The sequence below is a fragment of the Vibrio sp. 10N.222.52.B12 genome (assembly GCF_002875385.1).
Taxonomy (GTDB): Bacteria; Pseudomonadota; Gammaproteobacteria; order Enterobacterales; family Vibrionaceae; genus Vibrio; species Vibrio jasicida.
In genome coordinates, this window is record NZ_MDAW01000036.1 from 98,017 (window position 1) to 124,602 (window position 26,586).

Here is a 26,586-nt window from a genome sequence, read left to right on the forward strand (position 1 = left end):
TTTTAGTATGCACTAATACAATTATAGGAACAGAATTCGATAAGCACACCATTGCTTATTGCTAATTTTTACAAGGTTAAAAAACCCAATAACCACAAGGGATTGAAGGACATAATGGCGTAAAAGTCAGCGATGGAATTGAGAGTGATTTTCATCTCCAAATAAATCTAGTCGAACTAAGCTTTATATAATCACTTGGGTATAGATACCTGATCATCAAATCGCTATAATTCGCGCTCCCTGGAACAGAGAGCAAAATATGACCAACGACATTACTCCTATTCATGAGTACAAAAAATACTGGGCTGAGTGTTTTGGTACGGCACCTTTCTTGCCGACCAGCCGCAAAGAAATGGATGCCCTAGGATGGGATAGTTGTGACATTATCATTGTCACGGGTGACGCGTACGTGGACCACCCAAGCTTTGGTATGGCAATCATTGGTCGTCTGTTGGAAGCACAAGGATTCCGTGTCGGTATCATTGCTCAACCAGAATGGAACAACAAAGACGCTTTCATGCAGCTTGGTAAGCCAAATCTGTTCTTCGGGATCACTGCGGGTAACATGGACTCCATGATCAACCGTTACACGGCGGACAAAAAGCTTCGTCACGATGATGCTTATACTCCAAACAATGAAGGCGGCAAGCGTCCAGATCGTGCAACCTTGGTGTACTCACAGCGTTGTCGTGAAGCCTACAAAGGCACACCTATTGTTCTTGGTGGTATCGAAGCCAGCTTGCGTCGTGTTGCTCACTACGATTATTGGTCAGACAAAGTTCGTCGCTCTGTTCTGTTCGATGCAAAAGCAGACATTCTTCTTTTTGGTAACGCTGAGCGTGCCCTAGTAGAAGTCGCGCACCGTCTTGCTGATGGCGAAGACATCTCGACCATGACCAACATTCGCGGTACTGCGGTTAACCTGCCAGCCGAACCAGAAGGTTACACCGTTATTGATTCTTCTCGTATTGAGAAACCTCGTAAAGAAGCGTTCGTACCAAAGAACCCTTACGAAGTGGAAACTCAGTGCGATACCAAAAAAGAAGAGCCTGTTGCACAGCCAATCACTATTCGCCCATCACGTCATGATGCAGCGAACACAGCAGTGCGCCTACCAGCCTTCGAAAAACTGCACAACGACCGCATTCTTTATGCGCATGCAAGCCGTGTGCTGCACTTAGAAACCAACCCATACTCGGGTCGTGCTCTATTGCAACGTCATGGTGACCGTGAGCTTTGGGTGAACCAAGCGCCAATCCCTTTGACTACAGAGGAAATGGATTACGTATTCGGCCTATCGTACGCGCGTGTTCCTCATCCTATGTATGGCAAGGCAAAGATCCCTGCTTACGACATGATCAAAACTTCGGTTAACATCATGCGTGGCTGTTTTGGTGGCTGTTCTTTCTGTTCGATTACCGAGCACGAAGGCCGTATCATCCAAAACCGTTCACAAGAGTCCATCATCAACGAGTTAGAAGAAATCCGCGACAAAGTGCCTGGCTTTACCGGTACCATTTCTGATTTAGGTGGTCCAACGGCAAACATGTACCGTCTTGGCTGTAGCGATCCAAAAGCAGAAGCAAACTGTCGTCGCCCTTCTTGTGTGTTCCCGGGTATCTGTAACAAACTGAATACCGACCACAAACACACCATCGATCTTTACCGTGCGGCGCGTAAAGTGGAAGGTGTGAAGAAAGTTATGATCGCATCTGGCGTACGTTACGACCTCGCGATTGAATCACCAGAGTACGTGAAAGAGCTTGTGACGCACCACGTCGGCGGTTACTTAAAGATTGCACCTGAGCATACAGAAAAAGGTCCACTGGATCTGATGATGAAGCCGGGCATGGGTACTTATGACCGCTTTAAAGAGATGTTTGAGAAGTACAGCGCGGAAGCAGGTAAAAAACAATACCTAATCCCTTACTTCATCTCAGCACACCCAGGTACAGAAGACGAAGACATGCTGAACTTGGCACTATGGCTTAAGAAGAACAACTTCGAATGTGACCAAGTACAGAACTTCTATCCATCGCCAATGTGTAACGCAACGTCGATGTACTACTCAGAGACAAACCCTCTGAAACGCGTGAAGTACAAACAACGTGAAGATGTACCAGTGGCGAAAGGTGAACGTCAGCGTCGCCTACACAAAGCCCTACTTCGCTACCACGATCCAGCGAACTGGCCAATGATCCGCGAAGCGCTGATCAACATGGGTAAAAAACACCTGATTGGTGATAAACCGAACTGTTTGGTTCCAGCAGAAGACATTGATGCGCAAACTCCAGCACAGCGTCGTAAGTCTGGTCGTCACGGTGCAAACCGTTTTGCGACCAAACACACCAAGAACCAACCGGGTTTCGGTGGTCACTTGAATAAACGCTCTGAAGGCGGCTCTCGAGACGGCAAGCCATCTGGCAACCGCAACGGTTCAGGTAAAGCGCAAGGTGGTCAAAACGGTCAGCGTCCTAATACGGGATCACGTCCTGGTAGCAACAACCAAAGCCGCTCAAACGGTGCAGGTTCACAAGGTCAAGGTCGTCCTCAAGGACAAGGCAAACCAGCAGGTCAACGCAAACCTAAGCGCCGTTAATTCAATAGAGCTTGAATAGAAAAAAGGGCTTCAGAGGTAACTCTGGAGCCCTTTTGTTTTGTCTTTCGTTTGTGACTATCACTGCGATGCCATTAAGAACTTCACACTAAAAACTACCCCCTCAGAGAACCGCCTTTCTAGAGCATCCGAGTATCCCTTTCTATAATCGGATTAAGGTAAGCCAGCACGTGATATCTAGTCATGTACATGAGCGCAGGAATATAAATTACTGAATTGACGCAACATTGACATAATTGATCTAAATCAATTTTACTGTGTTTCGCATAATTAAAACAGGAAGTCTAAGTATGTCAAACAAGAACTATGTAACCACCTTAATGCTGTTGTGTGCCTTCGCCTCGAGTGCGAATGCGGAAAGCAAAGATGACATTGATAACATTAAAAACAAAATTGGCGATATCCAAGATAGCCTCTCTCAATCGCAAGACACCATGCAATTCGTGAGATCGGTTTCTGGTTCAACCTTTGTGCCGGAACCCAAACACAGTAAAGATATGCCTTCTTACAGTTACTTCTCGATAGAGAGCTACGACATATTCAGCAGCCCTTCTGGCAAGCGTATGATTCAAGCCGTTATCACCAACAACTCAGGCGGTGGTATTAAGCTCAAAACATCTCAAATCAAAGCGTACTTTGGTGGCCAAGTGTACTTATCTCCTTCTTCGATTGAGCAGGATGATAAATTCGCTCAAGGAGAAACGAAGTCCGTCACTTTGCATTTTGGTGAGAATAGCGCTTCGATTCTTGGTCTCATGACCAGAAACTACTAAGCGATTTTGGGGCTAAGCTCCCCTACAGTAATCGATGGTAATAAAACTGATGATCTAAACTTCATATTCCCTTTTAAAGCTATCAGCTTCCCCCAAAATCATCCTAGAAACCGATACTAGTGAGGCCCCAGAGGTAACTCCGGAGCCTTTTTGTTTTGTACACACCTCTAACTGTCCCGATAACAACTCACAATTAAGCCCTAACTCAAACTTAAGCCCTATCGATACAAAAAATGGTATGCGCCAACCAACTTATTGGAAAAACAAACAATTTTTTGGTTAAAGCAGAATCTGGAAAGAATTAAACCACTGATTTTTAGTCGTTTTATTTTGGTGCGATATTTGCCTAATGGAGTAAAACTCTTAAACATAGGCCGACGATGAGTAATCCACTTCCCCCGAAAACTTCGATGTTTTGGCACGACAACAGCTATACCCACGAAGAGGCTGTTCAAGCATTTGAAAGCGATGGCACGTTGAAATCTCTGAATACCGTTCCAACCAACGCATCCGATGATATGGCTGGCTCGCCTCCAGAGCGCAGCATGTTTTGGGAGGGAGAAACCAAGAAAATCGATCCGCCACCGCCGTCTGAACCAGAACCTCTCAATTTAAAAACCGAGAAAGAACCAACAGAGGCTTTACCGGCACATTTCATCCCTGTTCGCTACGCCATCGATCAGCTAGAAACAGAAGAAACACAACCTTTTGGTTTGCCTGAAGAATGGAGAGGCCAAGGCCCAGCTAAACTCAATACCGTTGGCTACACCCTGCGTCAGCTTCGTGATGGTTGGTTGTATGTCTATGATGCAATCAACAAAAGCCTAGACGAATACGAAATCAAAGGAACGCAATTCACGCTCTACAAGCTGGGAGAGTCGGAAAGCCCAGAATCCGAACAGCGTGGGACGCCAGAAGGTGCAAAACCTTTCCTTACCTACGAAGACGGGAGTGTGCTGTCGATTTGTTACTCTGAACACCGTTGGACATGGAACATGTTCATGCGCGTCCTTAACAATCCGAGTAATCATATCGATCGCATGCAGACTGTTGTTCTGTCTGCAAACGAGAATCAGCCCAACATAGCACCCATAGATAAGTTAACTCAAGTGGCTGATATTGAATCTTCCGCCGTCGATGATGGGCGCTTTGCAGATTCTGGCATCGCTACCAAAGCTGATGAAGATGGTTCTACCTTTAAACCTGTCGCAGCCGAGAGTGATTTAACCTCTTCAATTCCAGAAGAAGAATCGGGCTACTTCGTCGCGATAAAAGATTACGCCGCAGACATTCAAGACATGTCGCTGCATTTTGTTGGTGCTGCAAGTCCCTACCGCCTTTTCACTGACCAGTTTTCAAACCAGTGGAACTTGATGCAGACCGCCATGCAGTTGTGTATGTTCGGAGCAAGCGACAATATAGACATGCCCGCAGGAGTAAAGCGCAAAAACCAAGAGCTTGAATTCTATATGGACATGGCGGATTACTATGACAACTCAACAATGGTTGACCTTACCAGTGAATCTCAAGCAGCTATCATCAAAGGAATGCCATCTTCATTTTCCCAGCAAGCTATCGATGATTACCAAAAATCCACTTCAGAAATAGCAGAGGCCATACAGAGAAAATATGGCATTTCAGCAAACCGATTTGGTAAATACGAACAATGGATAGCGACTGAACGCTGGCGTAAGCAGCTCAACTGGAAGCAAATGCTGAGCGAGATGCAAGAGCTGTCAGAACAAAAAGAAACCATGCTAGCCCAAGTTGTCTCGGTAAAAAGGGACTTTATTGCTGTAATGGAATCTTTGACACCGCATCATCTCGAAAGAACCTTCGACCTATACAGTGAAGACACACAATACAGCTTGTATCAACTCCATAAACAAGCCGTTGAGTCATTTACTTTGGTGGTGCAGGAAGAAGACCGCCAATGGGCTGAAAGCCAATGGGATAAACCAACCAGTTTACTTGCTCTCTATGCCTCTGGGTTTAGCCGAAGCTTATTTAAAGTAATAGAGAAGAATATTACTGAGGCGCAGAATGAACAGTCGATCGCCTCAGAAAATTCTGATGCTGATAATCAGCTGATGGACCAGATCTCTGCTACCAGCAACCGTATGGGCATGTACTCTAAAATCATGGACTTTGTTTCCAACCCAAACACTGCGGAAACGGACTTTCTCAAAGATATCGCCAAAGGTTTCCAAGAGCTGGACATTATCTTTAAATCTGCAATAGGTGCGCTTGCAAAAGGAGTTTTAGAGTTTGGCGTTAGCATGAGTTCACAAGCATCGATTATGCTGATGCCTGTTTTTGCTAAACCTCTGAACCGCCATAGCTATTATTTGTTTGCTGTTATAGCAGAGCATATGGCACACAATATGCCTGTTACTGTAAATGAAAGCTACGCTCGCGATTTTAAAAAATGGAAAACACGCGTAAATGATTACCCAAGTGAGCTCAAGAAAAACGATGCGGTCATTGCTGACTTCCAGAAAAACAACCGCAAAGCCGACTCTAAATACACAACAGCTTTAAAAAATAAAAAGAGAATTAAGAAGGCACTCGCTGTGGCTACATTGGAGTACCCACAGCGTATTGAATTACCCGATGATCTACCGCAAAGAACCGTCGAGCTTAGAACTCGGATCGCTATGAATAAGCTCGATGATTTGAATAAACTGTTCGAGAATGCCGGTGGTCTAGGCTTTATGGCATTAGTATTTAACTGCATCGCGCTTGGTGATGCCATGAGTAGTATTCAAGACACAGGGTTAATGTCCTCAGATGAATTCTTGGATATTCAGCAAAAGCTATTTTATGCAGCCAATGCTTGGACGGGTATTCGTACAGGGAAGTTATGGGATAAGGTTAAAGGGAGTGACGAACTCAGAAAACACTCACTGAAAACTCTCAAAAAGTTAGTAGCTCGAAATACAAAAGGCTTTGAAAACCTGATTATTGATGACTTAAAGGTATTCAATAAATGGCTAGCTGTAACCGGAGTTATTGGGGCTCTTGCTTCAGGGATAGAGGCCTATCGCTCATGGAAGAAAATTGACGGCTTGTACGGCAACGCGAGAGTTGTGGAATACTTCAACTTTGCATCTTTAGTTGGATTGACACTTATTGGTGGATTTCAAGCTATAGGCGGAATAACAGGCATATGGTCGGCAAACATTCTCTTTGGAGGACCAATAATGTTTGTCATTATGGGCCTCACTGCGGTTTACCTTCTTAGTAATCATATCATGAGTAAACTTAAACAAGACGATTATCAAAAATGGTTAGATAAACTTCCTTGGGGCTATCACCCAGATAAAGCACGTTGGAGTAAATCCTCAAGCTTGGTAGAGAGAGAAAAGCATAACTCTTCTTTAGTACAAGAGGCCCTTTTTGAGTTAAAAACCATAATGGATAAACCTTTAATCTGCCAAATACCAATGATGCGTACCGTTCCGAATTCAACAACACAATATCCAGCAGCAAAACAAGAACTGTTTGGTATTGAGCTACATATCCAAGTTCCCACTAATAATGCAAGAGATGGCATAAAACTTCGGACAAATACTTCTGTAACAGAGGGGGGACTGATGTCGGGAGCTTGGTACACAGGAGTAGACCTAGAAACGTTGAATAGTTCAACGGATTCCTCAGATTCTCAAAGCGTCTATAAATTGACTCTACCAATGAAAGGCTCAGCTAACTATCTAGCATTTGAGATTGAATACATCCTTGATGATAAAAACGAATTAAGCCGTAAGTACTGGTTCCAAAATAATGCAAAACAGCGTGCAACTTATACGGCGATTTCAGACAATACTAAACAAGCAACGATCAGAAGTTCATTAACTTCAGATGCTAGTGAACTTAGCTTACAGGAGTAACCCTTGGCTTATTTACCTTTTTACATCACGCCAGACGAGCTTTCGGCTTATCAAGAAGAACAAGAGCAACAAATTCTAAAGGGGAAAGATCTCACAACCTGGCACAAGCACGATATTGAAGAGCCTTTTCGATACTTATACCTATCGATTGCTATAGCCGCTGTCAGTCCATTATTTTTCCTTACCTATTTCCTACATGATAACAGTGACATGATCTTAACTTATATTTTATCGGGTCTGACGATAATCATGTCTGGTGTATCTTATCTGACATTTGGTTTGGACAATCGTTATGATTACACCTTGTCCGATCGCGGATTGGTTATAAAAAAGCGACGTGATTTACCGAATTGGGTCAACTCTGCGACTCAAGCCATGGGCTGGATTGGAGCAATAGTTTGTGTCGTGATGGTTGGGGTTGCTGGCCCCATGGTTCTTGCCGGAGCTGGTGGGTTTATATTGGTTTCATTTGGTATGCTTAAACGACAGCCTGATGAAGCAACAGAAGTGAGAGTAGGCGAACGAGAAGATTGGCTTTTTGCGGACTACAACAAGAAAAGGAAAGTGATCCAATTCTATTTTAAGCAGGACATATGCAGATATCGAGATACTGCTCATAAGACTATCTTTCGCTCACAAGATAGATCAGATTGTTATGTTTTCTTTAAAACTGAAGCGGATTTAGAATCCATGGTCGCGCAACTGTCAAAGGTCTACAAGCTGGATTGTACAGAGGTAGATGACCACAAAAAGCTGTTTGAATCGAAGCCAGAGTCAAGGCTCTTTAGTATTCCAGTTTGTAGTAGAGAATATCAAACCGATGAGGTATTTGATTTAAGGGCGTCAAATGCCCCGCTCCCTGAGCGTGAATACCTTTACAACGGCAAGTGGCAAACGGAATCTGAAATCGAACGCTTAAAAGCGGCTGGTGAACAGCAAGCCACTCCCGCTTCATAGTTCACAACAAGCACTAAAAGAAGGGCTCCAGGTATCAACCTGCCCCCGTACCTTATGTTTTTGAGAATGCAAAAACATAAGGTACACAAACCAAGCCTAAACTTCTGGTTAGTCAATTTATGTATTTAAGTGGTTTATTGCTCCTTGCTGGCTTAACGAGCTTCTGTTTTTACTTTGGATATCAAAAAATCTCAGCGCTAACTTCCCAAATTGGAGACGTTGCGGTTTACTCAAGGTTTGACTTAGCGATGATTCCATTTGGCTTCGTATTACTTGGAGGATTAATCAGTGCTTTGTTTTTTGCATTTAAAAAGAAACGCTGGGATGAAGTATATGGAAACGGCTTACAATATTTGATCTTAGGTTCTCTTACTGTTGCTATCGTATTGACTCTAATAACCCCTTCGATTTATCAGGCACGCTATGAAAATGCGGGTCTAAAAGAGTGCTCTCGTTCCCCCGAAGGTTACCTACCATTCTTCGCAACTAAGTTTGCTAGAGAAGAATCCCTTTGCATCGAAGTTTCTAAATAAGTTGATAAATCGATACGCGCAAAAATCTGCTTCGTAGCTCACAACAAGCATTAAAAAAGGCTCCTGAGATAACTCTGGAGCCCTTTTTTTTGTTTGATTTACGTGGATAGCTATATTATTTCGCTACGTTGCCTGCAACGTTCAGTGCATCCCATGTACGTGCGAATGGTGGTGCGTAGCAGAAGTCCATGTAGCCTAGTTGCTGTGTGGTCATCTTCGCAGTGATAGCAACAGCGAGTGCGTTGATTCGGCCCACTGCGCCCTTCTTGCCAACGATTTCGCCACCAAGCAGTACATTGGTTTCAGGGTGGTAAACCAGCTTCACTTTAATGTCTTCTTGCCCTGGGTAGTAATCAGTTTGGTTCTTATCTGAAATGGTTGATACCTTCACTTCCAAACCGTGTTCTTTAGCTAGAAGTTCCGATACGCCTGTGCATGCCAGCTCGTAATCCAACACTTTCAAGCAAGACGAGCCCAAGAAACCACTCATGTAAGTGTCTTTGCCTGCAAGTTTGTCGGCCATCATGCGCGCTTGCTTGTTCGCTGTGGTTGCCAGTGGAACATACACTGATTTGCCTAGCGCCATATGGTGAACCACGGCACAGTCGCCAACAGCGTAAATGTGTGCATCTTCTGTTGCGCCAAACTCGTCTACTAGTAGTGCACCGTTCGCGGCTTTTGGTAACTCGAACGCTTCTGTGTTTGGTTTGAAGCCAAGTGACATGATCACAACGTCTGCTTCAACATTGCCGTTGTCGGTTTCTACGATGTAACCGCCCTGCTCTGCGTCGCGAATGGCTGATACGCTGCAACCGGTTTTAAGCTCAGCGCCAGATTCACGAATCGCGCTTTCTACCACCTCAATCATTTCAGGGCTGAACTGACGGCTCATAACGTGTTGTTCACGCTCAATGAGGGTGACGTGCTTGCCTAGTAGGTGTGCTGCATCGAACACCTCTAGGCCGATAAAACCACCGCCGATCACGCAAATGCGTTGTTTGTTGTTGTCCTTAAGCGCTTCTTTGACTGCCAAGCCATCTTCCATGCTGGTTAGCGTGTATACGTGCTCTGGGTTGAACTCACCGAACGATGGCACGATTGGACGTGCGCCCGTGGCAATCACCAACATATCGTAATCGATGGTGCTTTCTTCCTCTTGGTGACGAACTTTAATCTGCTTTTCAGGGCGGTCTAGTGCCACCATTTCGGTTTCAATACGCACGTCCAAGCCAGATTTAATCGCTTGCTCTGGCGTACGAGAAATCATGCGCTCAGTGTCATCAAACATGCCACCAGCAAAATAAGGTAAACCACACGCACCGAACGAGATGTAATCGCGCTTATCCAGCACAATCACTTCATCTGATGGCTGATTACGTTTGTATTTCGCTGCGAAACTCATACCTGCAGCGCTACCGCCTACGACAACAACTTTCATATTTATTACCTAAATAACCTGAACTCAGGAAAAACGGAGAGCACCCGCGTTGGGTGCTCTTTATTAAGTTTGGAAATTACACAGCTGCTTCTTTTGTTACTGTTGCAGTAACGTCAGCATTGTATTGCTCAGTGTTTAGTGAGCCATTCTTCTTCGCGGTTAGTACACCTGACAACATTGAGCCAGAGATGTTAAGCGCGGTACGAGCCATGTCGATAAGCGCTTCGATAGAAACCAGAATCGCCACAACCGTAATGTCTAGACCCATGATAGTCAGTACCGCTACTGCTGCGAACGTTGCACCGCCACCAACACCTGCGATACCGAATGAAGCAATCGCGATGACAGCAATCAGTTGTAGGATGAAGCCTAGGTCAACTGGCATACCCATTACTTGAGCTGCCATGATAGCGAGCATTGCTGGGTAGATACCTGCACAGCCGTTCTGACCGATACTGGTACCGAACGTTGCTGACATGTTTGCTGTTTCTTCGTCCACACCTAGACGTTGAGTTTGAGTTTCAACGTTTAGTGGGATTGCCGCCATGCTTGAGCGAGAACCGAAGCCAAATACAAGCACTGGCCAGATTTTCTTCATGAACTTCGCCGGAGACAGACCGAACATAGACACCATCACGAAGTGGATAGCGAACATTACACCGATTGCCACGTAGCTTGCTAGTAGGAAGCGACCCATTTCTGCTAGTGCGAACAAATCGTTTGTCATCATGAACGTGGTCATCAGAGCAAATACACCGTAAGGCGTCAGCTTCAGAATCTCACGTACCATTGAAAGTACTACTTCTTTTGCAGAGTTGATGAAATCAACGAAGTTTTGCACTTTCTCAGGCTTACGGTTTTTCACTTGCAGGATACAGTAACCAAGGAACATACCGAACAATACTGTTGATAGTGTTGAAGTACGCTCAGAACCCGTTAGCATGTCGAAAATGTTAGCTGGAATGATAGATAGCGCCATACCAGACAAACCGCTGTTCGCCATCGCATCTTGCGTTGCTACTAATGCATCACCACGAGCTTCAATCGCACCATTCGTACCGATTGTACTGACTAGTGCGTTTGCATCGATACCGAATAGGTAAATACTTGCGATACCAACGGCTGCTGAGATTGCACAAGTGAAAAGTAGAATACCGATGATTTTTGGTGCGATACGCGATAGTGCACCACCGCCTTCTACGTTCATGATTGAAGAGATCATCGCCACAAATACCAGCGGGATTACAATCATTTGTAGAAGCTTGATGTAGCCTTTACCGAACACGGAAATCAGTTCAGCAAAGCCTGCGGTTGCCACGTTGCCCACACCGAATACAAGCTGAATCGCTCCGCCGAATAGCAGACCAGCAGCAAGCGCACTCAGTACGCGGAAGTTAAAGCTTTTCTTTTGTTTTTTGAAGTTCGCAAGTAATGCATAGAACCCAAAGAACAGGATGCTCAATCCAATAAATGAAACGCTCATGAGAATCTCCTATTGATACCCATTTATGTCCGAAAATCGGTTACTTTTTGTATGCAATGGCTTCAACTTCAACCAATGCGTCTTTTGGTAGTCTTGCTGCTTCAACGCAAGAGCGAGCTGGTGCGTTTTCTGTACCAAATACCTCTGTGTACACTTCGTTAAATGCGGCGAAGTTTTCCATGTCTGATAGGAAGCATGTCGTCTTCAATACTGTGTCTAGGCCTGCACCGCTTGCTTCTAGAACCGCTTTTAAATTCTCAAGAGACTGACGTGCCTGCTCTTTGATGCCGCCTTCAACAAACTGCATGGTTTCTGGAACCAGTGGTAGTTGACCTGATGTGTAAACCATGTCGCCATAAGCCGTACCTTGTGAGTAAGGGCCGATAGCTGCTGGTGCTTGTTCAGTGGCAATGATCTGTTTCACGATGTAACTCCTAAGTTATTAATTTTATTCTGATTTAAATTCACGGATAAACTTGTAAACCGCCTGACGGCTGATCCCAAGCTGCTCTGATACTTGTGTGGTCGTCTCTTTTAGCTCAAATACGCCGTTATCAAACAGACAACGAATGATGGCTTTGTTACGGCCTTTGCAAGAAATCGTCTCGTCTTGCTCCACCTCTGTGATCGCGGCGCTCAAGGCTTTTTGAATGACCTCATTAGCATTTTTGCTAAACGTCTCACTGACCAAGGTTTGAGACACATTGCACTGCGGCATAAGCGTTTTAACGATTTCTGGGAATGGGAAGGATAAGTTCATATTGATGCAAAGCATGCCAATCGGCTTTTGCTCAGGGCCCGCCAAAATGCATGTGGTCGATTTCAGTAACGAACCATCCGCAGCATTAGTGAAGTAACTCTTTGGCGAGACCTCTCCGGTTTTCTCGAATGTGCTCCACATACGTAGACCCAAATCCGTGATAGGCGAGCCGATTTCGCGGCCAGTATGATGACCATTGACGATTTTCACGACTGAATTTTCTAAGCTTTCAAATGAATGAATGACCACTTCGCAGTACGGCCCGATTAAATCGGCAATCGTGTCTGCTAAACGAAAATAATTGCTTAAACATTCTCTGTCTTCGTCGGTGAATCGAACTTGCTTTACACTCATCATCTCGGTTTACATTTTTGAACTCAATGACTAAAAAGTACTCCTTTCGAGTTAGTTGAGCAATACAGGGTAAACTTCTGTAAACCTAAAAAATGCGTCTAAAACACCGCCAAAAACCGAAGAATTGATCGAAATCACGCACAATAGTTGAACAAGATCACCAAAAACATATGAATTGGGTTTAATTTCTTAAACCTCATCAAAGTTTAAATATTTAAAATCAAAGATTGCATTTTTGAACACTTTAATGATCTAGAACAAGTTCTTAAAGTCAGTAAAAATCGCGTACGGTAATAACAAATTTAAAAGGCGATAATATTTATAAAATGCCATTCATTTACGATACAAAACAATGGTTGTGAATGAATAAAACATCAATAACAGCCCTCTCCAACCTTAGTCCATGCTGATAAGACGACGTGAATTTTAAAAAGACGCAAACGTTGAAGAAAATACCGAGAAAAAGCGGTTATCGAAGTGAAAAGATGGAAGTACAGAACAAAAAAACCGAGCAGATTTACCTGCTCGGCTTTGTATGAAAAATGAGGAAAGACGAATTAAGACAGCTTGAACTTACTCAGCTCACCGTGAAGATCGCTCGCTTTTACCGTCAACTCGTTACTGATTTCTACTGAAGAGGTCATCGTATCCATCACCTCTACCGCCGTGTCGTTGATGATCACTACATTGCGGTTAATCTCTTCTGATACTGAGCTCTGCTCTTCTGCTGCCGAGGCGATTTGGTTGTTCATATCATTGATGACTTCAATCGCTTGGTTGATTTCAGACAGCGCTAAGTGGGCAGCTTGTGTTTCACCTTTAGTATCATTAGCTTGCTTTTGGCTTTGCTCCATCAAGACCACAATTGATTGAGTTTCTTGTTCTAGACGGGCCAGCATCGTCCGAATCTCTTCAGTTGATCCTTGAGTACGATTTGCAAGGTTACGAACCTCATCGGCAACCACCGCAAAGCCTCGACCCGCTTCACCTGCACGTGCAGCTTCAATAGCCGCGTTCAGAGCCAGCAGATTGGTTTGCTCTGCAATGCCACCAATCTCACTCAAAATACCTTGAATCGCCGTGCTGGAATCCACTAGGTTTTGTGTTTGTTGCTGCGCATCGTTGACTTGCATTGCCAAGCTATCTACCGCACTCGCAGCATTGTCCATGCGAGTCATACCATTTAGACTGTTGCTTTGTACTTGGCTCGCCGCCGCTGCCGCTTGGACCGCAGAGTTCGCCACTTCTTGCGCGGTTGCACTCATTTCATTGATGGCCGTCGCTAATGAGTTCACCTCATTCACTTGCGTATTCAATTGATCGCGAGAAGCCGCAGCGCGCGTTTGACCTTCGGTCGCATTCTTATCGACTTGATCAGCAGTCACCATCACGGTCAGCAGCATCTCCTGCATACGCGATAGGAAAGTATTGAACCAATGTGCCAATTGCGCAGTTTCATCTTTACCTTTCACTTCGATACGGTAAGTTAAGTCACCTTCACCTTGCGCGGCATCTTTAAAACGCTCAACCAGATTGTTTAGCACTTTACCCAGAGAGTTCGCGATCAAAGCCATCGAGGCAATGCCTAGAAGAGCAGCGATGATCCCCGCCCACACACCTTTTTCAAGCGCTTTTGAATTCTGTTCATCACTCCATTGCGCGTAGTCATCGACGCTTCTTGCAAGGTGGCTACTGGGAACCGACACCATGACTACCCATGGAGCGTCACTCGTATCGATAGAAGTAATCGCATATTCATCACCGCCAAAGGTCACAAGACCAGCGCCTTGACGTTTTGCAATAGATTGGATGTTAGACCATTCAGAGGCCAGTTCAGAAGAGACCTTCTTACCGACCATATCAGCAGCGCGGCTGTTCGCTAGGGTGATGCCCTTCCATGATGTGATGAGGATTTTACCTTTGCCATCAAACAAGTTACGTGCAGATTGCTCGCTCTGGCTTTGTAGCTCATAAAGAGACAGATCAAACCCAAGAGAGCCGATGATTTTGCCATCTTGTTTGATTGGTTGACTGATCGTTGTGATCAGCTCTTGCTGACCACGTACAGGATAAAAGTACGGCTCCATGACAAATGTTTTGCCCGTTTCATAAGGCATTAAATGCCAATCGTCTTTACGTTCACCGCTGCTGTTTAACTCCGTGTTGCTAAAGCTCTCCATCGCCACTGCATCAAAGCTATTTTGATCATTTGGCGAGAAGAAAGGCGCCAGATAGCCTTGGCTGTTAAAACCCTCTTCTGGATTAAACGTCACTTGTTCTGGCCACGTTTTGTCTTGCCAAACCATGTAGCCCGCAAATACGGCTTTATTCTGTGCTTCTAGCGCGGCAGTAAACTGTTTAACAATAAGGTCTGCGCTTGCGTTGGTTTCTGCGCTCAACTCAATGATCGAACGTACTTGTTTTAAGTTTGCCAATACAGGATCAAGTTGGTTCGCAATATCCAACCCCTGCTGAATCGCGGTATTTTGCAAATCGGTGCTAGTCGCATCCGTCAATTGCGCTTTTACTTTCTCGTTCACTTGCATGCTCACGTCAGTAAATGCGTTGGTTGTCATACCCATTGCAATCAATAAGGTGAAGGCCATGGCACCGCCCGCACTGACTGCGATTCGCGTACGTATACTGTTAAACATAGTCACCTCTGTAACTGATGATAGATTGGCATTATTTTCTGAAATTTCATGGATTTTAAACAACAGAGGTGAACAGAAGACGTCAAGATATGAATGGAAAGAGAATGGAAAGATCAAACTTATTAACAGGATTACGTATGAGGCCAGTTTTATATTTTAAGTGCATGAGCCCCACAATAAATAAAACCTAGAGAATCGTTCATTAAGTCATTGTATTTATAGAATTTAAAATCAACATTCAAGATGAATCTTATACGAAAGTACCCATAGCTATTCACTCTCCTATACTGAGTATTAGATTAGCCAAACCGTGACTTGAGTCACGTTTAATTTTCTTCATCTCCCTGTTTTTAATGCAGTTATTCAGTATTAAAGCAAATAAGCTAGGATCAATGTTCGCTAAATACCCATTTTGTACTGAGTAAGTAGTTACTCATCATGCCTACCAATATTCCGAAAACCAACGCGACGTACACCATATAGTTTTGAGTCCCAAACATAAGCGTCAAACCTTTGAAAGCCGCAAAGTTCGGCACTGCACTAATACAAGCACTCACCATAAACTTTTGCCATTGAGCAAACGGATCGGTTTTTTCTGCTTGAGAGAAAGTCAGCCAGCGATTGCCAAGCCAAGTCGTGGTTGCCGCAAACAAAAATGCTATCCCACGAGCCAGCATCAGCTCCAGACCAAACCAATGGAACAACAGCGAAAAGATAAGGGTGTCGACTATAAAGCCGACACCACCAACCAGAGCAAACCTGATTAATTTGTGCATTCCGTTACCCAATCACACAGGTGTAGAGTGAGCGTTTCGATTTTGCTGTGAACTCGTTGGTACAACTCAACGCATTTTCATGAATCATGCTATCCACTTGCTGCGATTTACCAATCAGGTGGAATTTCTTCAGGTCGTTTAAGTCACTCTTATCTTCAAGTTTTTTCGCCTGACCATGACTATAGAACTGGCCTGAGAACGGGCGCTTACCAACATAAAAGACCGGAGCGTTGTCATTAATTTGCGCGAAGATGATGCGGTCGCTGCGGCTGTCTGCTTTGCCCATATTCAAAACCAACATCGCAATCATCAGCAGGGCTGGTAACACCGCCGCCGTTCCGGTCAACCATTTAAAATCGTGTTTATCCACCAGCATCGCAATTAAGATACCCAACGCAGGCACACCCGGTAGTACGTAAGCAGGCAAAATATTCCCAGCCATGGTGAACAAGATCATTGGGGAAATCAGCCAACACATCAGGAAGCTAAATAGGCCTTGATGATCAGTCTCAATGGCTTTGAGTACCTTACGACGTTTCCACGCCAAGATAGGCAATACAATTGACCAAGGCGCAGCCGACTGCAGCCAGAATACCCAGATCATCCCACGTGGTTGATCATGAGCAGAGCCATACAGGTCCCCTTCCCAACCGCTGACAACAAAACGCTTAAAGTGCTCACCAACAATAAAGTAATCAATAAAGCCCGGCGTTGCCATTTCTGCCATGATGTACCAAGGCAGAGCAACCGCCAGCATAAGCGCCAAACCCGATACGATAGGAAACCGCTGCCACAAGGCTTTAAAAGCGCCAAAGAAACCATGCTGAATCACAAGCCAAGGAAATACTGCGATGCCCATGATCACTATCGCTACGGGACCTTTTGCCAACAACCCACAAGCCAAACCAAAGAAACCGAGGTAACCCCACAATCGGCTGTGTTTGTCTTTGCCGAGCCAACAATAGTAAAAGCCGACCATCGCCATGGTCATTGCCAACGTCAGTGCCATGTCGGTCATCACTGCGCCCGCCGCAATTGAAAAGATGCCACACGTCGCTAATACCAACGCTGCGATGACTGCATTAAAGCCCGCGCGATACGCCATGAAAGCAATAAAAACAATCGTCGCAACACCCGCTAACCAATGAGGCGCGCGCACTGCAAATTCATTCAATCCAAACAACTCAATGCCGTAAGCGCTCATCCACGTGAATAAGGGTGGTTTCCCCCAAAAAGGCACGCCGTAATCAAACTGTGGGGTAAGCCAATTGCCGGTTTCCACCATTAAGCGCGCCATTTCGCCGTAGCGGGCTTCTGTGGTGTCCATCAAAGGGTAAGCGGCAAGTGAAATAAGACGGAGTAAAAGAGCAAACGCCAACAACAACCACAGATGGGTTTTATTAATACTCATGATTACGCGGTTTCTCCCAGTTTAAACTTCATGGTTTGGATGGATTGATGTTTTGCAGGCTGCTCATAAACAGACTGAACAAGATAAAGAGGACGTTGCTTGGTCTCGACAAAAATGCGGCCAATGTATTCGCCTAAAAGGCCAATCGACAGCAATTGCACACCACCCAATGCAAGTTGGACGACCATCATGGATGGGTAGCCAGTGACAGGCTCACCAAACACAACGGTTTTCATCACAATGAATGCACCATAAATAAAAGCACTGACCGCCACTAAGACACCAGCAAGTGTCGCTAAGCGCAAAGGGCGAATGGAAAACGAGGTAATGCCGTCCATTGCAAGGCCAATCAGCTTGAGGTAGTTCCACTTGGTTTCGCCGCAGAAACGAGCATCACGCTCAAACTGCACCGTCACTTGCTTGAAACCAGGCCAAGAAAAAATGCCTTTCATGTATCGGTTACGCTCTGGCAGCGCATTGATGTGTTTAACCACTTTTGCGCTCAATAAACGGAAATCGCCCACGTTCTCAGGCACATCCAATTTCGCCATGCTGTTAAGCACTTTGTAAAAACAAGCGGCCGAGAAGCGTTTGAACCAAGTTTCACCGTGGCGTTCACTGCGCTGCATGTTCACTACGTCATACCCTTCACGCCATTTTGATACCATTTGCGGAATCAGCTCCGGCGGATCTTGCAAGTCGGCATCAATCACGATCACCGCTTCACCTTGGCAGTGTTCCAAACCCGCACTCATGGCGGACTCTTTGCCGAAGTTACGGCTTAATGCAATACAACGAACGTTGCTAGAAGATTGAGAAAAGCTTTGCGCGATCATTAGGCTGTCATCTTTGCTACCGTCGTCGACATAAACGATTTCGCAGCGTTCTGGCATTTCATCCAAAACGGCGGCTAAACGACGATGAAATTCAGGCAAGACTTCTTGCTCGTTAAAGAATGGCACCACAACAGACAAAACTGTTTTAGGCTCAGTGTTTTGGCTCACCTTTGAAAAGGCTGCAGCGTGAATGTTGAAGGTTGACATGCTACTCTTCCACTAAATCCGATGAATGAATCCAGTCTACAAACATCAATGTGAAAGAGATGTTGTTGACATCTTTTTCACGTTCTTAGTGAATAATGTTCGGTTAAGACGAAGTCTTATTTTCGAAAACCCGCCCACTTGGAGAGAAATACATGAAACGCGTACTTTTAGTCGAAGATAATCGAGAAATCGCAGGCATGTTGTTCGATTATTTCGAGTGTGCAGGTATGGAACTCGATTATGCAGACAACGGCGAGCTCGGCCTGAAACTGGCGATGGAAAACACCTTCGACATCATCTTGCTCGATCTCATGTTGCCACGCATGGATGGCCTGACCATGTGTAATAAACTTCGCGATGCTGGCAACAACACACCGGTACTTATGCTGACCGCACTTGATAGCCGTGACGATATGCTCAAAGGCTTCCAACACGGCGCCGATGACTACCTGACCAAACCTTTCGACCTGGATATTCTTGAAGCGCGTATGATGGCGCTGATCCGCCGTTACCGTGGCACTGTCGCATCGAGTAAGTTGGAATACGGTGAAGTATCTATCGACCAAAAAACACGTAAAGCTTACCGCCAAGATAAACTGCTGGCGCTAAACCCAACCACTTACACCATTCTGGAAATGCTTGTGAAAAGCGCGCCAGACGTAGTGACACGCGAAGAAATCGCCTTCCAACTTTGGCAAGAGAACGAGCCGAACAACGACGTTCTGCGCAGCCACATTTACCAACTGCGTAACCAACTTGATAAGCCATTTGAACAACATGTGCTGATCACCGTGCCGAAAGTTGGCTTCCGCTTGGAGACAGGCGCATGATCAATCGCTTACTTGCTAGCACGCAAAGCACACAAAGTATGACAGGGCGACTCGCTCTGTTTTTCTCTTTGGTGTCGGTCGTGATTGGCATTTTTTGTTTTCTTCTGATTACAGGCGCACTGCTTTGGTCTGAGGATCGTGTCGGTGAACGCCGTATCATGATCGATAAAAAAGAAGCCATCGAGCACTTTCAGTCTCACCCTGAGCAAGGCGTGATTAAACTCGACTTTCTCACTACCGCATACAATGACATCCAGCTCATACCAGAACAGTTCCAACAATACCTGATTGGAAAAAGCCGATTTTTAGACGAAGTGGGTGACGAGCCAAGCTCCAGAATGATCTACATGAGCACGTACACTTACAAAGGTGTCGAACACCCCATCATTCTGATTTCCTTAATCGATGAAATCGAAATTACCTCTGAAGAATTCATTATGGTCGTCGCCATGGTGCTTTCTATCGTTGCGGTTTTGATTTTCTTGTTTGGCAGTTTATTGCTCCGTCTGTCGCAACGTTTGATTGAACCAGTCAACACCCTGAAAAACCAGCTAGACCAACATCAAGGTGACCCTTCACAAACGTTCAATGTTCCAGACAGCTCAGCCAAAGAGTTCCAAGCCCTTGCCGATGAGTTGAATGAATACCGTCATAAAATTAATCAGGTCATCACGCGCGAACAAGCATTTGCACGATACGCGAGCCATGAACTGCGCACACCATTAACCGTAATGAAAGGCTCAAGCAGCTTACTGGCGAGAAGTGCGAACACGGATTTCCAAACCCGCCAAGTGAACCGAATTCAGGATGCGACGCAGCAAATGTCGACCATGGTGGATGCCCTACTCGGCTTAGTGCGTTATGAACGCAATGCAGACGATTCACCGGTGCGTAGCATCACCGAAGAAGAGCTGAAACAAATCATCTTTCAAAGCCAAGCTCAGGCGGATGAGAAAGCACTCAGCTTTGATGTACAGATCGACGGAAACCCAAAAACGCGCGCGACCAATGCTGTGTTGACCATTATTCTTGGCAACCTGATTCGCAACGGCATCGCCGCGACACCATCGGGATCAATTCATATCAGCATGGGGGAAAACACCATCTCGGTACGTGATGAAGGCGAAGGCTTTTCGACCATTCCACATTCTGATGGGCACGGATTGGGTTTGATGATTGTGGATGATTTATGCCAGCGTTATGGCTGGCAATTTAAGATTGGTACACATCCAGAGGGTGGATGTGAGGCAATGATTGATCTTGCGTCAGAGCATCAAGAGACTTGCTCGGAGTAACTTCCTCAGCACTTGATTCAATTAAGAGGTATCTCATTGGCTCAGTATTAAAACGAGCAATTCGATACCTCTTTCTATCGTCTGTCGACCTTTCGCGGTTAAATAAAGTCTTATGCCGCAAGCGCAGCGAGTCGATTGAATGCCTGTGATGCCGATTCCGACGCTTCACACACAGAAAACACATCTTCGATAAAATACTTCAACGCTCTAGATTCAATGGCTCTGATTGCGGCTTGCTGCTCGTCTGATAAGTAACCGTAAATGCTCGCCGCGCCAAAGTCGCCGAAGATCATCTCACCTTGCTCATTCACCAAAGTATTGTGCGCATACAAGTCACCATGGCACACCTTGTTGTCGTGCAGGTGATTAAATACGTCCACCATCTGCTCCACAATAGAATTGACTTGCTCGACTGTCAGTGTAAACCCTTGTGGGAATGTATCTCGGGTGCAGGTTTCCAACGTTGGCGGCAAACCTAAGTTGTAGTAACTGTTTGGGATCAGCTCCATCACCAACGCCAGTTCATCGCCATCATCGACTTGTGCGATGGATTTCACCAAGTTGTTGTGATGCCCTGCTTGCAAGCATGCTTCAAGTTCATCATGTGGGTAACCATCACTAGTCACTTCGCCCTTAAACACTTTTACCGCGACTTCATTCGGGAAGTCGTATTGAACGTCAGTCCAGTTAGCATGAGAAATCACGCCACTCGCGCCTTGCCCGAGAACATGGTTAAGCGAGTAACTGTTTGTGGTCACTTTCGGCACACTGTCTAGCGACGATGGGTGTTTGCAGAATGGGTTACCTGCAAAAGCAAACCACGCCAACTTAGGCAGCTTCATCAACACATCAGGGAACTGCTCTAGCTGGTTCGCAGAGAGACGAATCAATTCCAAATTAACCAAGTTTTCCATGCTATTTGGCAGTTGCTTGATGCGATTGCCCGCCAGTGCAAGCTTTCTTAGGCGCGGTCTTTCACCCAGACTGTTGGGGAGAACTTCAATCTCGTTATCGGTCAGAATAAGCCAACGTAACTGAGTTGGCAGTGAGGATTCACTCACCACGTTGATCTTGTTGGTTTTAAAGCCAACCATTTCTAGGTTTGGCAACTTGCCTAATACTTCAGGCAAATGGGTGAACTGGTTATTAGAAGCAAAGATGATTTTTAGCTTGGTCAACTGTTCCAGTTCTGGTGGCAAATCTGACAGTGCGTTACCAGATAAATCTAACACTTCAAGCGTTTCTGCAAGCTCTAAAATTTCCATAGGAAACTCAGTTAGCCCTTCCGCCAACTTCAGTTGTTTCGTTCCTACTAATTGTCCTGTTTTTAATTGTTCTAGAGTTTGCAAAACCAAGCCTTCTGATTGAGTTGAAATAAGCGGCGTAGTTTACGTGTCTTAACCTTGAAAGGCGAGGAACGTTAAGAATGTCACAAAGAAAAAACACTCAAAAAAGGACATTAACTGAAACGGGGCGTGAAGAAAGGTTGCCACTTTAACAAGAAGTCGAATCCGGCTACCGCTCAAACACAGACTTTTGATCTGGATTTAATGGCGTTACACTACGCGCCCTTTTGAACGGCAGGTCGCGTGGTTGGACACGTCAGCAGTAGCATGAAACTCTCTGAAAGCCCGATAACTCAACATAACTTTTACGGTCACACCTTTTTTCTTAAACGTGATGACATGCTTCATTCTCACTTTTCGGGCAACAAAGCACGTAAGTTTATGGCGCTGATGGAAGCGCAAAATAGCCAAATCAAAACACTCATCAGTTACGGTTCAGCTCAATCCAACGCGATGTATTCCCTTGCCGCTCTGGCGCAAATCAAAGGCTGGAACTTCGAGTTCTACGTTCAACATATTCCGTCTTGGCTTAAAGACTCCCCTATCGGCAACTATCGAGGCGCGCTCGATTTAGGTATGAATATCACGGCGATGCAGGACATCGAGTCCACTTTGCATCCAACCGAGTATATCGAGCAAGTACGTGGGTTGGACGACACAACCTTGGTTGTCCCAGAAGGCGGAAAAGCGACGATTGCCGAAGCCGGGGTAAAACAACTGGCGCGTGAACTGCTTGATTGGACACGCCTTGAAGGCAAAAAACAGTTTGCCGTAGCGTTGCCATCGGGAACAGGAACCACCGCGTTATACCTGAGTAAACACCTCAAGCCACATGGAATCGAAGTCCTTACCTGTGCTTGCGTAGGGGATGCCGACTACCTTACTGAGCAATTCAATACACTGGAAACTGAAAACCACCCAACCATACTTTCGGTGCGCAATAAACACCATTTTGGCCGTTTATACCAAAGCGACTACGAAACCTGGAATGCCTTGTACGACCATACCAACCTCGAGTTTGACCTGCTTTATGATCCTTACATGTGGCAATGTTTGCAGCCGTGGTTAGCAGAAAACGAAGACAAAACGCTCATATACATCCATCAAGGCGGGTTGCTTGGCAATGAATCCATGCTGCCGAGATACCAAAGAGAGTTTGAATAAGCTTGTTAGTACTTCTAATAAGCCGCAGCGTGAGTGATTAACAGTTATTGGTTATTAAGCTTTCGTCAATAATAACCAATAATTAGCGCTTCACGCTTTGCTAAAATAAACCTTAAATATATCTACCCTCCCTTCGCATTAATAATATTTATTGCATCACCTCCTCGCTTTAAAAAACATTATTATCATTAAATACCTTACCCTGCGTGACTTTCGTTCTGACTATAGATTTAGTAAGTAAGCAAAAGGAATTGGTTGTTTTGTCTATAGTGCGTTCTTTTATTTGCCGCTAAGCTATCACCAATTAAATTCAAGAGGCGATATTAATGAAGCGTCCAACATCAACACGTGTGAGGGGAGCTGGCTACGCGCCACTTATCGACCCAGTAACGTCTTCGTCAAGTAACCGCTCACGCACAAACTACTCATCAACGTCAAAGAACGCGACTCAAGCAAGCTACGGTGCGGTTGTTAGCAACAGTCAATCTCAAGCCGAGGCTGGATTCGAATGTCGAATAAAAATTCATGCTCCCAAAGATGACTTAAATACCCTGCAGTCTGGTGTTTTTTCTTTAGCGAAAACACAAAATGAACCGTTGATAAAACGCTGGAGCAAATTGGAGCAAAATCAACCATCACTCTGCACGGTGTTATCTGCCGAGTGTTTCGAAGCCGAAGACAAAACCCTTTTACATGAACTTTTTCAAGACATCGGCCTGAATCAAAAATTTAAAATCACCCCCAAGCCAGTTGGTAGTGAATATATTAATGCTGAGTTCTTACCATTTATTCCAGCGGTAGAAACCAAGGGGTTATTAGGATGGGCAGCGCAAGGTTATTACTATTATTTCCATGACGGGAAGCTAATGTATGAAATGGCGATCCTAGGGAATGATAAATTCTCTTGGCAAGTGACGGCTTCTACGGCCAACGGCATGACAGATGAGCTCATTAGCCCAAAAACGTTTAACATGATACTCGCCCCTGTCGCTATTGAAGGTAAGAAGGCAGCGGCGCAACATATTTTCTATCGTCGCGAAAAACTTACCAATGACGCGCTTGCAGAAATCAACCAAACTTGGCTCGATCAACACGCCACTTTAATCGATATTGCTGCACTTAAAGCTGTGGGGAAGCAGCCTTTGCTGCCACGAACCAAAGCAGCCACTGAATCGGACATTAAACCCGTCCACATAAAAAATCATAAGGTGAGAACAAAAGACGACGGAAAACAAGAATGGTGGACAGACATTGCTCCTCTCTACGGTTTGTCAGCAAAAGCGCTGCTCAAACTCAATCCGACGTTTGAAAGTGATCCTATTTCATTAAAAGTTGGCGATGTGCTAACGGTCAACATTACGCAGCCGGCTCAAGCAACGGGCAATTCTGACCAAAGTTGCCCACAGAACGACTTCATCGTCGGGCATGCCTATCCGCTTGGGGATATTTGGGGAAAATATTCAAAGCGAGATGTATGGGGAGAGTATTGCGGTGCAAACCAACCATCAACCGTCATCAATATCTTTAACCATTCCAACTTGTCACAGAATACACCTGTGTTGAATGTACAGAAGGTGGAAAATCGGTTGTTACGTGTGGCCGTTTCTTTTATTGAAGACGACATACAACTGACGCATATAACCAGTGTATCAAAGGCTTAACGGCCGCCAGCTGCGCTCGAACAAAGCGCCTAACCAAATGCCAATACGATAAGAATCAGCCTATCGTCGCCTGAATTTAAAAAAGTGAACACGTTTATGTACGGTGAAAATAACCAACCGGCTTCTTCTTCAAGCCAAGCAAAAAAAAGAAAGAATGACGCGTCTCACCATTCACAAGAAGGCGCTCCGACGAAACGATTACGAGACGTTCAAAACTTAGCGAAGTGGAACGAGTTCCAACTCAACTGGCAAAACCACGTTGAAGAAAATGACTTGGCAATCCAAGACAGACCGCCAGAAGCGCTGATTCGTTTTAACTACCGTTATGTCGTTAACGACAACACCGGCGCATTGAAGTACGAGCCAGTCACCGTCGATCAAGTTCTAAATAACTATGATGAGCTAGAGCGCGTTTATTATCGCCGACAAATCAATGACCCAAGCCCAATGCAAACTCGGCAACAAAGCCGCGATTCTGCTTCGGAAAGCATGTCTCAATTTGATATTAAGATCCCACCTCAATCCAACTCAGGTACCGCGTTAATGGTACCTTCTGTCGGAATGCCGGAAGAGTTTAAATCCAAAGAAAAGCTGCAAGAACTATATTGGTACACTGAGGGGATGAGTCGCCCCGTCTATCTGTTCGTCCACCAAAGTGAGCTGAACTTATATCAAGAGCAAATGGGGACACTACTTCAAGCCGCTGGCGTAGGTTTGGTTGGGTGGTCATTCGAGTCCGGTACCGTTGGTTTCGGTGCAACAAGAAAAGCTGTCGTGGATTTTTGCAAACTCAACCACCTTAAAAAAATCACCATGATGGACTGCAACGTGCTCATGTCTGAAATGGATCTAATCTCAGCCGCAGAAGAGGCAACATCAGAAGTCAAAGACGATACCACGCTGTATATTGCACTTGGCGTCACAAGTGGTGACACCTACGAGAAAGGCACAAAAGCACCAAACAGCTTGCTCAATGAAGGGGCAGTAAAAGGCCGACCAATCGAACAGTTCACTATGCTCAACCGCAATGTGTTGTTTGACCCTGCATTTATCTCTTCTTCAGAAGATATTGATGTCTCCAACGAAATGAAGTTCTTCAACAGCATTGATCAGCAAAAATCCATTGCGTTAAAAGATCTGAAGCTGCACCAAAAGCTCGATGACGAACTCGAAAGTCAGTATCCAAGAATCAACAAGCTGCGATTAAAGGCAACATCCAACGTTTACAATGACAAGTTTAAAGCGCATCTGACTCAAATATCTGAGAACGAAAAAAACCTCGTCATTCAAGTGAAAACTGGTACAAAACCAAACGTACAAAAGCATAACGTGACGGTTCAGGCGTTCAGTGAATACATCGCCTCAACGTTAGGAAAAGATCCTCTGCGTATTCAGTCTCTCGTTATTGAAAAGATGTTGGTGAAGTACAAAGACATGAGCATGGGGTCTGGCTATCAGTTTGAGCCGGAAGGGTTGGATGAGACGAATGCCGCACTCTATCCATATGAAGAGTCGAGTCATACACATGATGAAGCGTAAGCCATAATAAGACGTGTTTCCCTTGGCAGGCCGATAACACCAGGGGAGATGAATACAAATTC

General features: G+C 45.2%; 19 protein-coding genes. 10 read left to right on the forward strand and 9 right to left on the reverse strand.

The genetic code is table 11. From position 1 onward, the window contains the following. Window positions 1–259: 259 nt before the first annotated feature. From BCT11_RS02480 to BCT11_RS02500, 5 genes are all read left to right on the forward strand, one after another. On the forward strand, window positions 260–2,599 hold the full coding sequence (locus BCT11_RS02480; RefSeq protein WP_102386982.1) for a YgiQ family radical SAM protein: 2,340 nt from the start codon (window positions 260–262) through the stop codon (window positions 2,597–2,599). A 308-nt stretch (window positions 2,600–2,907) separates the two neighbouring features. Next, on the forward strand, window positions 2,908–3,390 hold the full coding sequence (locus BCT11_RS02485) for a hypothetical protein (protein WP_038880541.1): 483 nt from the start codon (window positions 2,908–2,910) through the stop codon (window positions 3,388–3,390). A gap of 380 nt (window positions 3,391–3,770) precedes the next feature. Beyond that, complete coding sequence (locus BCT11_RS02490) at window positions 3,771–7,280, forward strand: T6SS effector BTH_I2691 family protein (RefSeq protein ID WP_102386983.1); 3,510 nt, start codon at window positions 3,771–3,773, stop codon at window positions 7,278–7,280. Between the two features lie 3 nt (window positions 7,281–7,283). Continuing rightward, window positions 7,284–8,237, forward strand: a complete 954-nt coding sequence (locus tag BCT11_RS02495) for a hypothetical protein (RefSeq protein WP_102386984.1) — start codon at window positions 7,284–7,286, stop codon at window positions 8,235–8,237. Window positions 8,238–8,356: 119 nt separating this feature from the next. Then, window positions 8,357–8,770 carry a hypothetical protein gene (locus tag BCT11_RS02500; RefSeq protein ID WP_102386985.1) on the forward strand — a complete coding sequence of 138 codons (414 nt, stop codon included), beginning with the start codon at window positions 8,357–8,359 and terminating at the stop codon, window positions 8,768–8,770. A 115-nt stretch (window positions 8,771–8,885) separates the two neighbouring features. On the opposite strand, the gene BCT11_RS02505 is transcribed toward BCT11_RS02500, so the two are convergent. From BCT11_RS02505 to BCT11_RS02540, 8 genes are all read right to left on the reverse strand, one after another. Beyond that, on the reverse strand, window positions 8,886–10,208 hold the full coding sequence (locus BCT11_RS02505; protein WP_102386986.1) for a CoA-disulfide reductase: 1,323 nt from the start codon (window positions 10,206–10,208) through the stop codon (window positions 8,886–8,888). 76 nt (window positions 10,209–10,284) lie between these two features. After that, the gene (locus BCT11_RS02510; protein WP_038880547.1) at window positions 10,285–11,691 is read right to left on the reverse strand and encodes a cation:dicarboxylase symporter family transporter; all 1,407 of its coding nucleotides are present in this window, start codon (window positions 11,689–11,691) and stop codon (window positions 10,285–10,287) included. A gap of 40 nt (window positions 11,692–11,731) precedes the next feature. After that, window positions 11,732–12,115 (reverse strand): RidA family protein, encoded by a 384-nt coding sequence (locus BCT11_RS02515; RefSeq protein WP_010447452.1) that lies wholly within the window; start codon window positions 12,113–12,115, stop codon window positions 11,732–11,734. Window positions 12,116–12,139: 24 nt separating this feature from the next. After that, a complete protein-coding gene (locus BCT11_RS02520) occupies window positions 12,140–12,808 on the reverse strand; it encodes a PAS domain-containing protein (RefSeq protein WP_039974952.1) in 669 nt (222 codons plus the stop codon). Between the two features lie 554 nt (window positions 12,809–13,362). After that, window positions 13,363–15,459 (reverse strand): methyl-accepting chemotaxis protein, encoded by a 2,097-nt coding sequence (locus BCT11_RS02525; RefSeq protein ID WP_102386987.1) that lies wholly within the window; start codon window positions 15,457–15,459, stop codon window positions 13,363–13,365. Window positions 15,460–15,848: 389 nt separating this feature from the next. Next, entirely contained in the window at window positions 15,849–16,235 is a 387-nt protein-coding gene (locus BCT11_RS02530) for a GtrA family protein (RefSeq protein ID WP_039974954.1), read from the reverse strand. Between the two features lie 4 nt (window positions 16,236–16,239). Continuing rightward, window positions 16,240–17,646 (reverse strand): glycosyltransferase family 39 protein, encoded by a 1,407-nt coding sequence (locus tag BCT11_RS02535; protein ID WP_102386988.1) that lies wholly within the window; start codon window positions 17,644–17,646, stop codon window positions 16,240–16,242. Window positions 17,647–17,648: 2 nt separating this feature from the next. After that, complete coding sequence (locus tag BCT11_RS02540) at window positions 17,649–18,689, reverse strand: glycosyltransferase family 2 protein (protein ID WP_102386989.1); 1,041 nt, start codon at window positions 18,687–18,689, stop codon at window positions 17,649–17,651. A gap of 152 nt (window positions 18,690–18,841) precedes the next feature. On the opposite strand from BCT11_RS02540, the gene BCT11_RS02545 reads away from it, so the two are divergent. Together BCT11_RS02545 and BCT11_RS02550 are read left to right on the forward strand one after the other, a co-directional pair. Further along, on the forward strand, window positions 18,842–19,519 hold the full coding sequence (locus tag BCT11_RS02545) for a response regulator transcription factor (RefSeq protein ID WP_005389368.1): 678 nt from the start codon (window positions 18,842–18,844) through the stop codon (window positions 19,517–19,519). Next, the gene (locus tag BCT11_RS02550) at window positions 19,516–20,814 is read left to right on the forward strand and encodes a HAMP domain-containing sensor histidine kinase (protein WP_102386990.1); all 1,299 of its coding nucleotides are present in this window, start codon (window positions 19,516–19,518) and stop codon (window positions 20,812–20,814) included. Before BCT11_RS02545 ends, BCT11_RS02550 begins: the two co-directional genes overlap by 4 nt. Before the next feature lie 110 nt (window positions 20,815–20,924). On the opposite strand, the gene BCT11_RS02555 is transcribed toward BCT11_RS02550, so the two are convergent. Then, entirely contained in the window at window positions 20,925–22,163 is a 1,239-nt protein-coding gene (locus tag BCT11_RS02555) for a leucine-rich repeat-containing protein kinase family protein (RefSeq protein WP_198593899.1), read from the reverse strand. 264 nt (window positions 22,164–22,427) lie between these two features. Between BCT11_RS02555 and BCT11_RS02560 the strand changes: the two genes are divergently transcribed. The 3 genes from BCT11_RS02560 (at window position 22,428) to BCT11_RS02570 (ending at window position 26,524) form a co-directional block, all read left to right on the forward strand. After that, window positions 22,428–23,324 carry a 1-aminocyclopropane-1-carboxylate deaminase/D-cysteine desulfhydrase gene (locus tag BCT11_RS02560; RefSeq protein ID WP_038871923.1) on the forward strand — a complete coding sequence of 299 codons (897 nt, stop codon included), beginning with the start codon at window positions 22,428–22,430 and terminating at the stop codon, window positions 23,322–23,324. 326 nt (window positions 23,325–23,650) lie between these two features. Continuing rightward, window positions 23,651–24,985: a peptidoglycan-binding protein LysM gene (locus tag BCT11_RS02565; protein WP_102386992.1), complete on the forward strand. Its 1,335-nt coding sequence runs from the start codon at window positions 23,651–23,653 to the stop codon at window positions 24,983–24,985. A 96-nt stretch (window positions 24,986–25,081) separates the two neighbouring features. Further along, window positions 25,082–26,524 carry a hypothetical protein gene (locus tag BCT11_RS02570; RefSeq protein ID WP_102386993.1) on the forward strand — a complete coding sequence of 481 codons (1,443 nt, stop codon included), beginning with the start codon at window positions 25,082–25,084 and terminating at the stop codon, window positions 26,522–26,524. Window positions 26,525–26,586: the final 62 nt, after the last annotated feature.

Bases quoted from the DNA above. Each gene is read 5' to 3' on its own strand.
- BCT11_RS02520 (WP_039974952.1), bottom strand. From the start codon at position 12,808: ATGATGAGTGTAAAGCAAGTTCGATTCACCGACGAAGACAGAGAATGT.
- BCT11_RS02540 (WP_102386989.1), bottom strand. From the start codon at position 18,689: ATGTCAACCTTCAACATTCACGCTGCAGCCTTTTCAAAGGTGAGCCAA.
- BCT11_RS02485 (WP_038880541.1), top strand. From the start codon at position 2,908: ATGTCAAACAAGAACTATGTAACCACCTTAATGCTGTTGTGTGCCTTC.
- BCT11_RS02550 (WP_102386990.1), top strand. From the start codon at position 19,516: ATGATCAATCGCTTACTTGCTAGCACGCAAAGCACACAAAGTATGACA.
- BCT11_RS02570 (WP_102386993.1), top strand. From the start codon at position 25,082: ATGTACGGTGAAAATAACCAACCGGCTTCTTCTTCAAGCCAAGCAAAA.
- BCT11_RS02505 (WP_102386986.1), bottom strand. From the start codon at position 10,208: ATGAAAGTTGTTGTCGTAGGCGGTAGCGCTGCAGGTATGAGTTTCGCA.
- BCT11_RS02500 (WP_102386985.1), top strand. From the start codon at position 8,357: ATGTATTTAAGTGGTTTATTGCTCCTTGCTGGCTTAACGAGCTTCTGT.
- BCT11_RS02560 (WP_038871923.1), top strand. From the start codon at position 22,428: ATGAAACTCTCTGAAAGCCCGATAACTCAACATAACTTTTACGGTCAC.
- BCT11_RS02535 (WP_102386988.1), bottom strand. From the start codon at position 17,646: ATGAGTATTAATAAAACCCATCTGTGGTTGTTGTTGGCGTTTGCTCTT.
- BCT11_RS02545 (WP_005389368.1), top strand. From the start codon at position 18,842: ATGAAACGCGTACTTTTAGTCGAAGATAATCGAGAAATCGCAGGCATG.
- BCT11_RS02480 (WP_102386982.1), top strand. From the start codon at position 260: ATGACCAACGACATTACTCCTATTCATGAGTACAAAAAATACTGGGCT.
- BCT11_RS02530 (WP_039974954.1), bottom strand. From the start codon at position 16,235: ATGCACAAATTAATCAGGTTTGCTCTGGTTGGTGGTGTCGGCTTTATA.
- BCT11_RS02490 (WP_102386983.1), top strand. From the start codon at position 3,771: ATGAGTAATCCACTTCCCCCGAAAACTTCGATGTTTTGGCACGACAAC.
- BCT11_RS02525 (WP_102386987.1), bottom strand. From the start codon at position 15,459: ATGTTTAACAGTATACGTACGCGAATCGCAGTCAGTGCGGGCGGTGCC.
- BCT11_RS02510 (WP_038880547.1), bottom strand. From the start codon at position 11,691: ATGAGCGTTTCATTTATTGGATTGAGCATCCTGTTCTTTGGGTTCTAT.
- BCT11_RS02565 (WP_102386992.1), top strand. From the start codon at position 23,651: ATGAAGCGTCCAACATCAACACGTGTGAGGGGAGCTGGCTACGCGCCA.